Annotated in this window: 20 protein-coding genes; 18 read left to right on the top strand and 2 right to left on the bottom strand. The window is 30.1% G+C overall.

Going from position 1 to position 15366, the window contains the following annotated elements; all coding sequences use genetic code 11:
• The 8 genes from J8L88_RS16705 to J8L88_RS16740 all read left to right on the top strand — a co-directional run.
• A partial coding sequence (locus J8L88_RS16705; RefSeq protein ID WP_211061324.1) for a hypothetical protein occupies positions 1–463 on the top strand: 463 nt, incomplete at its 5' end.
• 182 nt (positions 464–645) lie between these two features.
• Positions 646–1077 carry a hypothetical protein gene (locus tag J8L88_RS16710; RefSeq protein ID WP_211061325.1) on the top strand — a complete coding sequence of 144 codons (432 nt, stop codon included), beginning with the start codon at positions 646–648 and terminating at the stop codon, positions 1075–1077.
• Between the two features lie 15 nt (positions 1078–1092).
• Positions 1093–1533 (top strand): hypothetical protein, encoded by a 441-nt coding sequence (locus tag J8L88_RS16715; protein ID WP_211061326.1) that lies wholly within the window; start codon positions 1093–1095, stop codon positions 1531–1533.
• Between the two features lie 113 nt (positions 1534–1646).
• Complete coding sequence (locus tag J8L88_RS16720) at positions 1647–2507, top strand: hypothetical protein (protein WP_211061327.1); 861 nt, start codon at positions 1647–1649, stop codon at positions 2505–2507.
• A 215-nt stretch (positions 2508–2722) separates the two neighbouring features.
• On the top strand, positions 2723–3265 hold the full coding sequence (locus J8L88_RS16725) for a hypothetical protein (protein ID WP_211061328.1): 543 nt from the start codon (positions 2723–2725) through the stop codon (positions 3263–3265).
• 369 nt (positions 3266–3634) lie between these two features.
• The gene (locus tag J8L88_RS16730; RefSeq protein ID WP_211061329.1) at positions 3635–4714 is read left to right on the top strand and encodes a tail fiber protein; all 1080 of its coding nucleotides are present in this window, start codon (positions 3635–3637) and stop codon (positions 4712–4714) included.
• Between the two features lie 82 nt (positions 4715–4796).
• Positions 4797–5258, top strand: a complete 462-nt coding sequence (locus J8L88_RS16735) for an HAD domain-containing protein (protein ID WP_211061330.1) — start codon at positions 4797–4799, stop codon at positions 5256–5258.
• Positions 5259–5451: 193 nt separating this feature from the next.
• Complete coding sequence (locus J8L88_RS16740; protein ID WP_118385764.1) at positions 5452–6300, top strand: AraC family transcriptional regulator; 849 nt, start codon at positions 5452–5454, stop codon at positions 6298–6300.
• Positions 6301–6309: 9 nt separating this feature from the next.
• Here J8L88_RS16740 and J8L88_RS16745 read toward each other — a convergent pair whose 3' ends face one another.
• Positions 6310–6720, bottom strand: coding sequence for a hypothetical protein (locus tag J8L88_RS16745; protein WP_120650662.1), 411 nt, complete (start codon positions 6718–6720; stop codon positions 6310–6312).
• A gap of 477 nt (positions 6721–7197) precedes the next feature.
• Positions 7198–8316 carry an acyltransferase gene (locus J8L88_RS16750; protein ID WP_118385762.1) on the bottom strand — a complete coding sequence of 373 codons (1119 nt, stop codon included), beginning with the start codon at positions 8314–8316 and terminating at the stop codon, positions 7198–7200.
• 429 nt (positions 8317–8745) lie between these two features.
• On the opposite strand from J8L88_RS16750, the gene J8L88_RS16755 reads away from it, so the two are divergent.
• The 10 genes from J8L88_RS16755 (at position 8746) to J8L88_RS16800 (ending at position 15194) form a co-directional block, all read left to right on the top strand.
• On the top strand, positions 8746–9252 hold the full coding sequence (locus tag J8L88_RS16755) for a hypothetical protein (protein WP_211061331.1): 507 nt from the start codon (positions 8746–8748) through the stop codon (positions 9250–9252).
• A 191-nt stretch (positions 9253–9443) separates the two neighbouring features.
• On the top strand, positions 9444–9791 hold the full coding sequence (locus J8L88_RS16760; RefSeq protein ID WP_027395791.1) for a hypothetical protein: 348 nt from the start codon (positions 9444–9446) through the stop codon (positions 9789–9791).
• A 1-nt stretch (position 9792) separates the two neighbouring features.
• Positions 9793–10173 (top strand): hypothetical protein, encoded by a 381-nt coding sequence (locus J8L88_RS16765; RefSeq protein ID WP_027395792.1) that lies wholly within the window; start codon positions 9793–9795, stop codon positions 10171–10173.
• A gap of 93 nt (positions 10174–10266) precedes the next feature.
• Positions 10267–10587, top strand: coding sequence for a hypothetical protein (locus J8L88_RS16770; RefSeq protein WP_211061332.1), 321 nt, complete (start codon positions 10267–10269; stop codon positions 10585–10587).
• 4 nt (positions 10588–10591) lie between these two features.
• Entirely contained in the window at positions 10592–11101 is a 510-nt protein-coding gene (locus J8L88_RS16775; protein WP_211061333.1) for a hypothetical protein, read from the top strand.
• Between the two features lie 214 nt (positions 11102–11315).
• The gene (locus J8L88_RS16780) at positions 11316–11708 is read left to right on the top strand and encodes a biotin/lipoyl-containing protein (protein ID WP_211061334.1); all 393 of its coding nucleotides are present in this window, start codon (positions 11316–11318) and stop codon (positions 11706–11708) included.
• A gap of 203 nt (positions 11709–11911) precedes the next feature.
• The gene (locus tag J8L88_RS16785; protein WP_211061335.1) at positions 11912–12571 is read left to right on the top strand and encodes an alpha/beta fold hydrolase; all 660 of its coding nucleotides are present in this window, start codon (positions 11912–11914) and stop codon (positions 12569–12571) included.
• 176 nt (positions 12572–12747) lie between these two features.
• Entirely contained in the window at positions 12748–13296 is a 549-nt protein-coding gene (locus tag J8L88_RS16790; protein ID WP_211061336.1) for a hypothetical protein, read from the top strand.
• Between the two features lie 370 nt (positions 13297–13666).
• Positions 13667–14512 carry a hypothetical protein gene (locus tag J8L88_RS16795; RefSeq protein ID WP_211061337.1) on the top strand — a complete coding sequence of 282 codons (846 nt, stop codon included), beginning with the start codon at positions 13667–13669 and terminating at the stop codon, positions 14510–14512.
• Positions 14513–14612: 100 nt separating this feature from the next.
• Positions 14613–15194 carry a pentapeptide repeat-containing protein gene (locus tag J8L88_RS16800; protein WP_211061338.1) on the top strand — a complete coding sequence of 194 codons (582 nt, stop codon included), beginning with the start codon at positions 14613–14615 and terminating at the stop codon, positions 15192–15194.
• Positions 15195–15366 lie beyond the last annotated feature (172 nt).

The raw sequence follows: 15366 nt of genomic DNA on the forward strand, positions 1-15366 counted from the left end.
ATCATTAATTAATATGACGGATTTAGAAATCAAAAAAAATGTAAGTAAGAAAGCTGTGGATTATGGAATACCCACCAATTACTCATTTTTATATGATGATTTATCCGATGATTTTAAAAAGGAGTTTGAAAGTCAAATAAACCGAACCGAATTTGGAATTCCAATAGTAAAATATGGACATCAAAATGGAAATTGGTTAATAGTCGGAACAAAAAAGCTTGCTATAAAAAACGAAAGGCTTAACTTGATTGGAATTGAACACATTAAAGGGTTTGAAGTACCGAAATCTGAATTAGAAAAAACAAAACGAAATCAACCTGACAAAATGATTAGAAAGTTTGAATACGAAGTATTGACTATTAATAATCATAATCGGAATTCAATAGATGTTTGGTTGAATAAAAAGGTTGACTACTATGGTTTTTGGCACACAATGATACGTCTTCTGAATTTAAAAAAATAATGATAACACGATATATGTGATCATAGCAGTTAAGCGATCAATCGAATGGTTGTTGTATTTTTGGTAAGGCGCAATGCTCGCAGAAAGTAAAAGTTAGCAACCAATGCGCAGAAAAATAGAAAGGCAAGGTAACATTTTGCCCTGCTACAACACATATATTAAACGTTAGGCAATATTAAAAAATGACAAAAGAAGAATTCTTATTTCATCTACAAGGAGCGAGTATAGTAGCTCTTAAGTTTGCCGAAAACTACGTCAAAAATAAACTGACTACTAACTTCAAATATAATGTTATTCTAAACGCATCAACTGACAATCCAAATTTGACACAATTTGACATCTATCCTGAAGACACTGGCAAAATGCAACTTGATTTAACGGATAACGAAGTAGTAGATTTATTATATAGAAAAGGTAAAGTTCCTGTATGGATCGATATAAATGTTCTAAAATCTAGTAGAAAAAGTACAACTTTTAACCTTCTTTGTGCAGGAAGATATTCGGACGATAAAGAAGAATTTTATTATAATCACAATGGATCTGGACCATTCGGAATTAAAAGCCCTAAGTTACCTGTTGGATATAAAGAAGGCGGAAAATTTAAATTATATTGAATAAAAACACACTAAATGGGTGAAAAACTTAAAATATTTGATATATCAGAAAACGAACTTAAAGAATTGTATACCAAATATTCAACAGACTTTTTAGGTTCAAGTCAATCACAAAATGTTAAAAGAGACATTGCTAACTTGGCTCATAATGAATTGGTAAGAAGGTCAAGCAATGAATTCGCAAAAAAATCTAACAGATTATCTAATTATGTCTTAGCTTTATCTATAATCGCAATTATTTTATCAGGTATAGGTATTGTTTTCGCTAGTATCGATTATAGAGGAGATCAAAAATGGCAAAATGATCAAATTGACTTACTGCAAAAGTTAAACGAAAAATTAAATACCAAAAACCAGACTATAAAGGAGCGAAATAATTTGCTTGAAACTCAACTAAATTCATTGAATAAAAAAATAAATTCTGTAGAAAAAAAGTTGGATAAAAAAGTAAAGTAAAACATTGCCTAACACTATGTATGTTTCATTTGGCAAATAGTTTATCTCCGCTAACGCTACGTAAACGATTTATGCCAAACGATAAAAAACATACATCTAACGTTGCCAACAATATGAAAAAACACATTTTAATACTTACAATCTTATTTCTTAATTCAAGTTTTATTTTTTCTCAAGAAGTTATAACTGAACTGAATGGATTTAAGTTAAGACAATTTAAAGATGCTGTTAAAAGTGAATACAAAGAACCTTTTCAAGTAAAAAACTTTGATGATGGATTTATAGCAGAAATCTATTTAATAAAACCTGACAGTACAGCTTATGTCATTTTCGAGTATCCGAGTTGGAATAAAGAAATTATATTTTCAATCCAAATATATGGCGCATTTAAAGATATCGACCCAAGATTTCAAAATCTCAAAATGGGAATTTCAGAAAATGAATTAATTGAAAAAATAGGAAAGCCATCTAATTCTAAAGACATTGGTGAATATGGAAAGGTGCTCGAATATGAAAACACAAATTATTCTTTTGAGATTAACAACAATGGAAAATTAGCGAGTATAAAAATAGTAGATAATTACAACGAATTATTTCCTGACCCAAAAGTCGAAAAAATACCTAGTTTAGAAAAAATCAAAGAAGTATTAAACAGTAAGAACCCAAAAATCATTTCTGAAATATTATCGCCTGAATTAGAAATATATTTAGATAACACAACTTTATTTTTTAAACAATCTTGGGAAGATGAAATTAATTCTGACTCTTCAAAAATGTACAAAACCATAAGTGAAATAATAAAAGGAATTATTGAAATTGATGCTTCTGATGAAAATCAATATGAGGAAAATATAAGACTGACTCATGGAGAAAATCCTAAACACGTCCTGAAGTTTAAAACAGGAATAAAATTAAAAGAGATTGTTATGAAATGGGAGAATGGAAAATACCTAATTTGGGAGATTAAAACATAAAATACTGTTGGCAACAACGTGTATAAAACATAGCTAATAAGTGCTAAATCGAAAGGTTAATGTTTATTTGCAAAAACCGTCAAATTTTTAATTTGGCTTTAAAAATTGAACAATTAAATCAAAATATAAAAAAATGGCTCAGTGCTAAACCCAAAATGTAGTATCTTTTAGCACGCTACGTTTCATACACTAGGCCGTTGTGCCCAATTTCGCTAATGAGAAATATTGAAAAGTTAATAAAGGAAATAATACCACCACCAACTCGCGAAGAACGGGAAGGCTTTACTAATGATAAAATCATTGCTGGACTGAATAATGACGAATTTTTGGCAGTTGAAAAAAGACTGATTCAGGAACTGGATGAAAATGATGACCTCTTAATTGGACAAACACTAGTTGAAATGAAATCCGAAAGTGCTTTGCCAGTTCTTTCAAGAAGACTTAAGAAAAAAGATTCCCATTTTGAAAAAATTACATGGGCAGCACTAATTAATGATTTGAAAAAAGGAGATTCCGAAATGGAAAAAATAGCTTTTGAAGAATTTGAAAAATTGGAGTTCATTTATGCTGTGCAAGGTGTAATTTTTATGGACTTAATAAAGTTCAACAGCCCAAGAATAAATAAACGGATCGAAAATTTTGTTGACCACAAATATGACTTGGTTGCTCACCACGCTAAGATGGTTCTGAATTATAATGGTTATGCAGATTCATATGATAACAGTGAGTACAAAAAATGGTGGGAAATTTGGAAATAAAAACTGGGCACAACAACATATATGTGGCCATAGCAGCTAAGTGATCAATCGAATGGTTGTTGTATTTTTATGAAGGTGCAATGCTTGCAGAAAGTAAAAGTTAGCAACCAATGCGCAGAAATATCGAAAAGTAAGGTAACAATTTGCCCTGCTACGACACATATATTAAACGTTATAAGCAATCCCTCATAATTTTCAAAACCTGTTAGTACTATGCTTACATCAAAAGGCAAGAAAAGTGGGATTTTTAACAAACTTAAAAAAACTGAATATCAATAAAATGACTTGACGTTAGTCAGAATTTCCCAAAAGAATAAGGTAACATTTAATAAAAAATAAACACTTACTTATATAATTAATAAGACAAAAATGAAAAAAATAACGATTTTAGTAACTCTAATTGGGATTAGTTTAGGAGCAAATTCCCAACACAATTACGACAACCAAAACATGATTTATTCGAATATTGGTAAAGTAGGTATTGGTACAAATACACCTTCAGAAAAATTACAAATTTACGATAATGTGAATGGTGCTGTATATCTGGGGGTTTATAACAACAATACATCTAGTAATTCCATTTCGGGGATAAGACTTGGAATGGGCACTTCTTATGATATAGGAACAAATCTATATCATAAAAGAAGTGATAATACTTTTTATTTTGAGAATTTAGGAGCTCCTAATTCTAAATTTGCATTCTTAACAAGAAAAGCTGATGGAACTTATGGAATTTCTTTAAAAATAAATGAAAATGGAAATATTGGAGTTGGAATCTCAAACCCTAATCAAAAATTAGAAATATTTAATCCTAATCCATTTAATTCGAATATGGAGGCTGAATCTCAAGATCATATATCCTTATCATCTAATGACCCTGGAAACGGTAATTATTTTGGAGGAATTACTTGGAAAACAGGAGACAGAAGAAGAGCTTCAATTGTTGCGACAAGAGAACATTCTGACTCTGACTATGTTGGGCTTGCATTTTTCACCAAAGGAACAGATGGACCTGGTCCAATTTACGAAAGTATGAGGATAACTCGATATGGAAACGTTGGAATTGGAACAACAAATCCGGATATGAAATTAACCGTAAAAGGAAATATTCACGCAGAAGAAGTGAAAATTGACCTTAATATTCCTGCTCCGGATTATGTTTTCAAAGAATCTTATAACCTACGAAGTATAGAAGAAGTAGAAAATTTCATTAAAAAGAATAGTCATTTGCCAGAAATTCCTTCTGCAAAAGAGTTTGAACAAAATGGAGTGATGCAAGCCGAAATGGACATGAATCTTCTAAAAAAAATTGAGGAATTAACTCTTTATACTATTGATCAAGAAAAGAAAATTAAAAAACTTGAAAGAAAAAACGAAGAGTTGAACTCCATTAATAAAAAACTTATTGAATTACAATCAAGGCTTGAAAAGCTGGAATCTAAAAAGTAAAAGCTTATAACACTATATAACAAAACATAGCTGCCCTTCGGGACAGCAACGTTTGTTATATTTAACGTTATACCCAATCCAAATGAAGAATGTAATTATTCTAGATTTAGATGGAGTTTTAATATTAACTCCTAACTGGAAATCTGACGAAATGCACTCTGACGGTTATTCGGAATTTAATAGTGATTGTGTACGGAATTTAAATTCTTTATTGGATAATCTGGATGCTGAATTGTGGTTAAGTTCAACAAGACGATTGAATAAAACCTTAAAGCAATTTCAAGAAATTTTTAAAAATCGGAATATTAAAGCACCTCTTGTTGGCTTTTTACCGGGAGGAACTTTAGGGACTGAAAGGAAAATAGAAATTGATACGTTTCTTGATCATGAACCCATTCGGAATTTCCTAATTATTGATGATGACAAATCCTTAAACGGACTTGAATCGGACAGAAAACAGTTCTGGGTCCAAACTGAACTCTTAATCGGACTCAATACTGAAAAGCTAAACGAAGCGATAGAAATAATTAAAAAATGGGTATAACAACATATATGTGGTCATAGCAGCTAAGTGATGAATCGAAAGGTTCGTGTATATTTGGTAAGGCGCATTACTTGCAAAAAATTAAAGTTAGCAACCAATGCGCAGAAAAATCAAAAAGCAAGGTAACATTTTGCCGTGCTACGACACATATATTAAACGTTATCGGTAATTACAAAAACTCATCAATTTTAATATGAAACAATATGACTTCCTAAAAAACAAATACGGTAAAAACTTATTAGTTGATTTGGGGAGAATTGAAACATTAGAAGGATATGTACTTTCTAATGAACAACATTTCATTACATTTTACGAAGTCTTATTCATCTCAGAAGGTAATGGATTCTATAGTTTGGATAATCAAAAAGTTCCTTACAAAAAAGGAACTGTTATAGTTACACTCCCTAACCAAATACGAAAATGGGAAGTTAGCAAACCCACTAAAGGTTTTAGTTTTTTCTTTGAAGGAGAATTTTTAAACACATTTTTTAGAGACGATGTGTTTTTGAATCGCTTTATAATATTTTCCTATAATCGTCCCTCAATTCAAGTCCAATTAAATAAATCAAACTTCAAGAAATGCCAATGGGTTTTTAAAGAAGTAGAAAAAGAATTTAATTTACTAAAAGGAGACAGTTCACATATTTTTAGAAGCTTGCTTTATTATTCCATTAGCTTAATAGATAGAATTTACCGTGAAAAAAATCAAACTTACAAATCTGATTATAATCAAATTATATACAGGTTTCAAAAATTATTGGACAAACATATTATTGAATGGCATACTGTTAGTGAATATGCTTCGGCTCTTAAAATAAGTCACAACCTATTAAATAAGTTATGTAAAAAATATTTATTAAATACTGCACTACAAATTATACATGAACGCTTAATGATCGAGGTAAAAAGAGAGGTGCTATTTTCAAACAATACGGTTAGTGAGATTTCGAATCGGCTTAATTTTTCTGATGTTTCAAATTTTAATCGTTTTTTTAAAAAAATGACAGGTCAAACTGCAAATCATTTCAGAAAAACAATCTGACCTAGCAACCTACTGTTTTATTACATTTTTTATAATACCACCATCAAATGCTAATATAGGATTCGCATCACCGTATTTGACAATAACTGATGAAGCACAAGTGTTTGTATTAAAATTGTAGACTAGAGTTATAAAATTTTTCAATTTTGGTTCATTCCAGTTAACCATATAAACTCCAGAATCTAACTTTCTTGATTTATAAACATAAGTCTTTGGTGGCTTCCCAGCATTTCTTCCTGCAATCCATTGATAGGTTAATTTTCTTCCATTAAATGAAATATCGACAGCAGCTCCTGTCTGATATTGATAAGTAAAATTATATCCGTCTAACAAATACTCTTCTTTATCCAAGCTATTCGATGTTTGAGAAAAAGAGAAAAGACTAAAAACAAGCATTACTAAAAACAATATTTTTTCCATAACTATAAAATTTAAATTAAATGATCACAGCAAAGAAATGAAGGTTTGAAAAGAAAAAACAGGTCAATTTTCAATAAACACTATCTATTTTATGTATTAGAAAAAAACCGATAATGATAGTTCTAATTAATTATGGTTTCTGTCCTAGCCGAAATGTTTGTTAATTTATATTATAATAAAAGATTTTTCTTATACCAGATTTACCATCCTTTAATTCTAAATAACAACATAATAATAGCCCAATTAAAACGTAAACAAACGTCAACTTTTCAAAAACCAATTGAACTAAGCTAAAGATTGTTTTATCAAAATAATGAAAAAGCAACCCTATTAAAAGAAAACTAGAATTCATCAATTAACTTTAGATGTTGTGAAAATTCTTATTTGATATTTTTTCTTAAATAGATATTTAAATATTATTTCACTTCTAATCTTTTTTTATTTATTATTAATTAGCGCTATTAAGATTATAATACTTTAAGGAAAAATAGTTCTAAGTTTTTTCTGTGCTTTTAATTCTACAAAACGATGTGTTAAATATGAAGAACTAATTGTGGCGAAAAATAAAACAGTGAGCCAAATAAAATGATCTACAGAAGTGGGCTCACTCTCTGGATAATGTGGTTTATAATATAACTCAACCCACATTCTTCCGAATCGCATCAACCAAAAAATGTGTATTAAATAAATGGAATAGGAAAGATCACCTAAAAACACAAAAGGTTGTGCATTCAGTATTCTAGATGGCAAACCATTGTTTAATGCAGCACACAATAAAAAAACCGAAAAAAAAGGAATTATTAAAATTAAATAAATATCAAAATGTAAATTAAGTACTACTCCAATTCCAATTAAAAACATCATCCAATCACTAGCCCAAATGGATTGAGTGTTGTTGAGACTTTTATAGAATTGATAGATAGATACGCCTATAGAAAATTCGAATAAGCAGCGAAAAGTACTAGTAATTCTCCAAATTGGAGTACCTGCTGCATATTCTTTAGTAAAATGGTGTATTAATATTAAAGCAAAAAGACTTACAACAAGCGCTAAAGCAGTAATTGTATTTTTATTCTTATTAATAAAAGGGATAACTAAAATAGCTAATAGGTATATCCACCACTCCGAAGCTACTGACCAAGAAGGTACATTCCAAGACCATCCATCAATAAGACCTATGGCATCAAGGAAAAATAATTGCAAAACAAAATCATTAAAACCAGAAGGTGGTTTTAATTTATCTGCAAACTCAGGAACAAAGACAAGTAATGCTAAAAAATGAATTGCAAATAAAATCATGATGAAAAAATGCAATGGATATATTCGACTAAATCTTGCCCAAATATATTTTTTAATTACCTTTTTGTTTAAGTTACTCAATTGTTGACTGTACACATGACATATTACGAAACCACTTAGAATAAAGAAAAAATCTACCCAAAGGTCACCACGAGCTATAAAAAAGGTGCTATTTGTCGATATCAACCTAGGAAAACCTTGCATCATTAAAAATGCATCATAGTGAAAAAACATTACCATAATTGCAGCAATACCTCGCAATGGTGTGAGAGAATCTATAAATTTTATTTGTTTCATTTTGCAATATTTTTATTCATATAGTTAACTCAATTCATAAACTAATGGACTAGATTTAACAGAAGCCTCACAATTATCAAAAAGCAAGCGACAATAAAAAAAATTATTATATATAAAATATTAATATACCAATAGTTACCTCTAATAAATGAAGATCTTAAAAGAATAAACAGGTCAATTTTCACTAAATACTATCTATTTTAGATTTATTAGAAAAAAACCGATAACAAGGGCTATAATTAATACGGGGTTTGGGGTTTAATCCAAAGTTTAGCGTATTTTTATAAAGTCCGCCAAATCTTTTTGATTTAGCATTAAAATAAAAAATTAAAGCAAAATAAAAAGTTTTGGCTAAGTGCTTAATCGAAAGTTTACTACTTTTAATTCCCGTACTAACCATAGCCGGAACGTTAACCACAACTGTAAAAAATGAAATTAAAACTTATACTTCTTCTCTTTCTTCTGATTCCTCTTTTCGGAATTGCTCAATGTGAGGCAATCATAAACTGGAAGTATAACGGAGAGATTGCTGTTTATGAAAAGCCTGAGGGTAAAAAGATAGTATCTCTTAAAAATGATCAAAAGAATGAAAATTTCTTATCCTTAGAAATAATAGAAGAAACTGATAATTTCTTTAACGTGAATATCTCACTTGCTATGACTAGCAAATCTTACAAAGGTTGGATCAAGAAAGATAAATATATCGGAGCAATAGCAAGGCAAGAAAAAGAATTTATGAACTTAATTCTTTATGATAAGCCAAGCCAAAAAGATTCGAAAAAAACTGAACTGGATAAGTGGAAATCTAAATTTATTACAATTGTTAAGTGTGAAGGGAACTGGACTTTTATCTCCATTAGTTATAAAGGTAAACGGACAGTTGGTTGGATAGAATCTAACAAACTATGCGCTAACAACTATTCTACTTGCAGCTGAAAAAAATAGTGGTTAACACCATATATGTGATCATAGCAGCAAAGTGATCAATCGAATGGTTTCTGTATTTTTGGTAAGGCGCAATGCTTACAGAAAGGAAAAGTTAGCAACCAATGCGCAGAAAAATCGAAAAGCAAGGTAACATTTTGCCCTGCTACGACACATATATTAAACGTTAGCATTCATTGCCTATGAGTGACGAAATTAAAATAATAAATAGCTACAAGCTATACGAAATATTAGATTATATCAGAATTAGACCTCTAAATGTTCTGACATCCAAATCTATAACTGCTTTGGAAAATTATTTATGGGGTTATTGGGTTTATGGAACAAAAAACTACAGTGATCAAATTTATAACGAAGGAGATCCAGATTTTAATGAGTTCAAATGGTGGTTAAGCGAACAACCAAATATTCCTTTATCAACAGCTCCAAGGTTTTATAAACTCTTGTTGGAGAAATGCGATGAAAATGAAGAAAAAGCATTTGACTTGTTTTTTGAAAAACTTGACGAATTCAAAAAAATGAAACAATAATATGGCTAGTGGATTTATTGAAATCACTGATAAGAAAAGCTTTGCTCCAAGATGGACTGGTTTTGACGAAGTCATAAAGATCTTAATACGAGAATTAAATAATAACTCTGATAAAAACACTTCTGAATTAATAAAACATCTTGAATCTATAATTCCTCCTGAAAATTTTAATGAAGAATTAGAAATGGGATGGGGTTTTATTGATGAACGAATTGATGGAACTACTTCAAGAGTATTAGAACTAAAAAAAATGACGACTGAAAATCTGGAATTATTTTGGGAAGCGGTTAAAAACGGATATGATAACCTGATTAAATTTGGAACCGAATACTCAACACTCTATCCTGAATTAATGAAGGAGTTATTGGAAATGAAAGAATAAACGAAATGCTAACAATTTGTATATTGCATATGCATCCGCCTGAGGCGGAAAGCAAACGCATCATACAATAAACGTTGGCAACAATTAAAACAAATGAATACAATTAAAGTTTCGGAACTAAAAACATTATTCGAAAGAGTTATTGAAAAACTAGAAACGGAATATAGTTCTGACACAGAAATGGAACTAAAAACAATAATTTACAGACTGATTCCAACCGAAAAGTGGAATAAGTTTGAGAAACCTGAAGATTGGTTTTCTACATCTGAAATTGACCAAGGTGACTTACAAGACGATGTAATGGAATTAAAAAAATTGATTTCTGATAAAGAGCGCATTGCCACATTTGTAGATTTTGATAGACTTGCAAGCGTTTTGAGAGAAATCAGCCAAGTTGAAAATCCGATAGAATAGAGAAATGGGAAATAAGCGAAAAGGTCAATTAACAACTGACTCTGAATGGCATAAACATTTACGGAAAATTGGAAAACGTTTTTTCTGGAAAGGCGAACGATTGGCTGAAAAGAAAATGATTGAGCAAAATATGTCGGAATTTGAAACTCAAACCATATCAGAATCGGAAATAGAAAGCGCTGAAAAACTTTATGAATATCTGAATCCGAAATTACCAAACTCGCTGAATTATGAGGAATTATATAATTTATACTATTCTTTATTTTGCACGCTCGACATTCTGCCTAAAAATCTAAAATCACTAAAACTGACAAAAGAAGCTCTAGCTCTGACTTTTGTTAAATTATCAACCGAAAAAAACATTACTGAATTACTTAATCAATATAATTCTGAATTGATCACAATTAATAATATTCAAGATGAGAAATATTGGATTGAACAAATTGCTATTTGTATGAAAGCAGATAAATGGCCGAATCAGGAAAACGCTAGAATATTAATCGAAACAAAATAAAAACTGTTGCCAACAAGGGCTATAATTAATACGGGTTTTGGAGCTTAACCCAAAGTTTAGAGCTTTAAACCAAGTCCGCCAAATCTTTTGATTTGGCTTTAGAACAAAAAAGATAAAACAAAATAAAAAGTTTGGCTAAGTGCTTAATCGAAAGTTTACTACTTTTAATTCCCGTACTAACCATAGCCGAGACGTTGTAACTAATTGAGATAAAATGATTAAATCACTAATTCAAAAACTTTTTACTTCAAACAAAAAAAGGAATGAGTTAATTGAAGAATTGAAAAGTATTCCAGGATTCAAAACCAAGGAAGAGGTTGGATTAGCTAATAATGCTCAAACAAAGTCTAATAAGTTTATACTTGAAAAAGGAAAAACATTACCTGTGTTACTTCCTGAATTTGGAAATCTAAGCAATTTCAGGGTTGTGAGATGGCACTTTAAAACAGGAGATTTAGTTAAAGAAGGGAATGTCATATGCGAAATAGAAAATGAAAAAATCACAATGGAATTTGAAAGTATAGCGGATGGGAGAATCAGTAACATATGCCCAACTAATAAAATTCTGAAAACCGGAGAGGAACTTTGTAAATTGGAAGGAATATAAAACTAGTTACAACACTATATATGTGATCATAGCAGCTAAGTGATGAATCGAATGGTTGTTGTATTTTTGGTAAGGCGCAATGCTTGCAAAACGAAAAAAATAGCAACCAATGCGCAGAAATCGTCGAAAGTTAGGTAACATTTGCCACAGCTACGACACATATATTAAACGTTGTAGCACATTACTCAAAAAAAATATAGAGATTGAAAATATATGGAATAAGTGGACTTGGTGCTGACAAAAGAGTTTTTGATTCTTTATCATTGGAGTTTGAATTTATTCCCATTGATTGGATTGATCCACATAAAAATGAATCTATTGAAAATTACTCTAAGAGGTTAAGTGTTGTAATAGATACTAAAAATGATTTCTGTTTAATTGGAGTTAGTTTCGGAGGATTAATAGCAAGTGAAATAAGTAAGATTCTCAATCCTAAAACAACAATTCTGATTTCTTCAGCTCATACAAAAAATGAATTAAGAACAATATTCAGGTGGTTTGGAAAAACGAAATTGATAAAACTGATGCCTACTTCTCTATTCGACCCTCCAAGGTTAATTGCTAAATATTTATTTGGAGCAAAAAACACCAAATTACTTAATGATATTTTGGATGATACTGACCTGTTGTTTGCTAAATGGGCTGTTAATGAATTGACAAACTGGAAAAATATAACTCAATTAAAAAATGTCCTAAAAATAAATGGAACGAAAGACAAATTGATTCCACCTAAAGGAAATACTAAAATGGAATTAATTGAAAATGGAGGGCACTTTATGATTGTGGATAAAGCTGATGAAATAAGTAAAATAATAAACAATCAAATAAAACGTGCTACAACACGGTGTATAAAACATAGCTAAATAAGAGCTTAACCGAAAGGTTTGTGTATATTTAGAAAGTCCGCCAAATTTTTAATTTGGCTTTTAAAAAGAGATAAATTAAAAACAAAATAAAAAGTTTTGGCTAAGTGCTTAATCGAAAGTTCAGCACTTTTAATTCCCGTACTAATCATAGCCGAGACGTTACCACACATCACATGGAAATCCAAGCGGAAATAGAAAATTATGAAAACCCGATTAAAGAATTAATTGGAAAATCCATTTCTGACGTCAACTATTTCGAAATAGATTACGGAAAACCACTTTGGGATGAAACTGATTATCATTCACTTGATTATGGAGTTGAATTAATAACTACTGATGAACAAGCTTATTATTTTGTTTGGGGAACTGAATTCACCCAATATGATGTCAAATTTCGCAAAGGAAATATATTGACTGAATTCAGTTCCGAAAATGGAGCTAAAAAATATAATGCAAATAGTAACCAAAAATGGACTGAATTAATCGGAATAAAAATCAGTGAAATTGAAAGCTGTTGGTCTTATTGGAGTTTGATTAACGAGGACAAACGAAATTACTATCCGCAAGATGTTCGAATTGAATTTGAGAATGGAAAAGAAATCTGGTTTTCTGCTCTCGAAATAACTGACGGAAAAGCAATGGGAATGAAAGATCACTTAACAATAGTTTTTGATCAAAAAGTTGCGGATAAATATAAAATTGGAATAAAAAACGTGTGGTAACAACACCTATGCGATAATGCGGTTTTTGGTTTAACCGAATGGTCATTGTCTATTTGGTTTGTCGCCAAAGATTTAAATTTAGTATTTTAGAAAATATAAAAACAAAACATAAACTTTGGCTAAGTGCTAGCTCTGAGAACCTGTGATTTTCTGCTCCCGCACTACGCATAGCTAAACGTTATAAGCAATCCCCTATAAAAAGATACTCTATTAACTTCTTTTGCTAACTAGTTAAATCTTATGTAGGAATTTTATAAGAAATTTAACCATTACTCATAATTTCTAAAACATTGAGGTAACATTTTACAGATAGAAGACACTTAATAATAGAAAAAACTATAAAAACAACAAATTGAAAACAAAAAACAGAATGAAAAATGTAGTATTATCAATTGTATTATTAGGAATTACATTAATTACAAAAGCTCAAGATGAAACTGTTAATGGTAAATTAACTGTTAACGGACATATATATGGGCAATATTTGCATACTACGGACAATAATGCAACTGGAGCTCTATTTACTTATCCTGCTAATCAAAATTTATACTTAGGAGCTGGAAAAGATCAAAATGGAAACAAAAATGAAATCATATTATATAATTTAAGTTGCGATGGAGGTTGTAATGTTCCAAAAATTCAGTTACTAACTGACCAAGTTTATACGACAGGGAATTTTTATCAAAAAATTTCTGGAACTCCTTCGAATTGGCTTTACCTTATCAAATCCAGTAATCAAAATAGCGGATTTTGGGCTAACAATGGAAATCCCGCAGTTTATCTTAGGAATACTAATGGAGACCTAAATGTTGTTCTCAGACCAGATGGAAATTCTTATTTAAATGGTGGTAATTTAGGTATAGGAACAACTAATATTGGCTCTTGGAAACTAGCTGTTAATGGAAAAATAAGAGCAAAAGAAATAAAAGTAGAAACAGGTTGGTCTGATTTTGTTTTTTACGATGATTATAAATTACCAACACTTCAAGAAGTGGAAAAACATATTGAGGAGAAAGGACACTTAAAAGATATTCCAAGTGCTAAAGAAGTTAAAGAAAATGGAATTTTACTTGGTGAAATGAATTCTAAATTGTTACAAAAGATTGAGGAATTGACACTTTACACCATCGAACAAGAAAAACAACTAGATAAGCAATCAGAAGAAATCGCGGAGTTAAAAATACTTGTTAAAAAGCTACTTGAAATAAAAAAATAAAAGCTTATAACACTATATAACAAAACATAGCTGCCCTTCGGGTCAGCAACGTTTGTTATATTTACCGTTATGTGCAAGCGGAAAGAAACATCGAGATTAAATGAATGAACAGTTTATAGAAGAAAAAACATTTAAAAAAAAGGACTTTTCGGAAAATGGACTTGAAAAAGGCGAATATGAATTATGTACTTTTTTAAATTGTAATTTCTCGAATTCTGATTTGTCGAAAATTAGGTTTATAGACTGCGAATTTTATGACTGTAATTTAAGTTCAGCTCATATTTTACAAACAGGATTTCAAAATGTACTTTTTAAAGATTGTAAAATGTTAGGTTTACAATTCGATAAATGTAACGACTTTGGATTTTTAATAAAAGTTGACAAATGCCAATTAAATCATTCGTCATTTTTTAAACGGAAACTTTCAAAATTTTCATTTCAGAAAACCAAACTTCAAGAAGTTGATTTTACGGAGTGTGATTTGAGTTTATCCGTTTTTGATGATTGTGACTTACAAAATGCAATATTCAAAAACACAAACTTGCAAAATACTGATTTTAGAAGTTCTTACAACTTTTCAATTGACCCAGAAAATAATCAAATTAAAGGAGCTAAATTTACTTTAGAAACGGTAGTTGGACTTTTAACAAAATATAATATCAAAATAGAACCCGGCTTTTAGAATACAATCGAGAATAGTGCTAATTACTGAAAATATAGAAACGGACAATTTGAACTCTGATAAAGTAATACCTGCACATAACAAGGTATAAAAAACATAGGGCGGTTTATGCTTAATTTGAAAGCCTGTGCTTCTTTATGAGGTCGCCAAATTTCCAATTTGGCATTTAGAG

Source organism: Aquimarina sp. MMG015 (assembly GCF_018100855.1).
Lineage (GTDB): Bacteria > Bacteroidota > Bacteroidia > Flavobacteriales > Flavobacteriaceae > Aquimarina > Aquimarina latercula.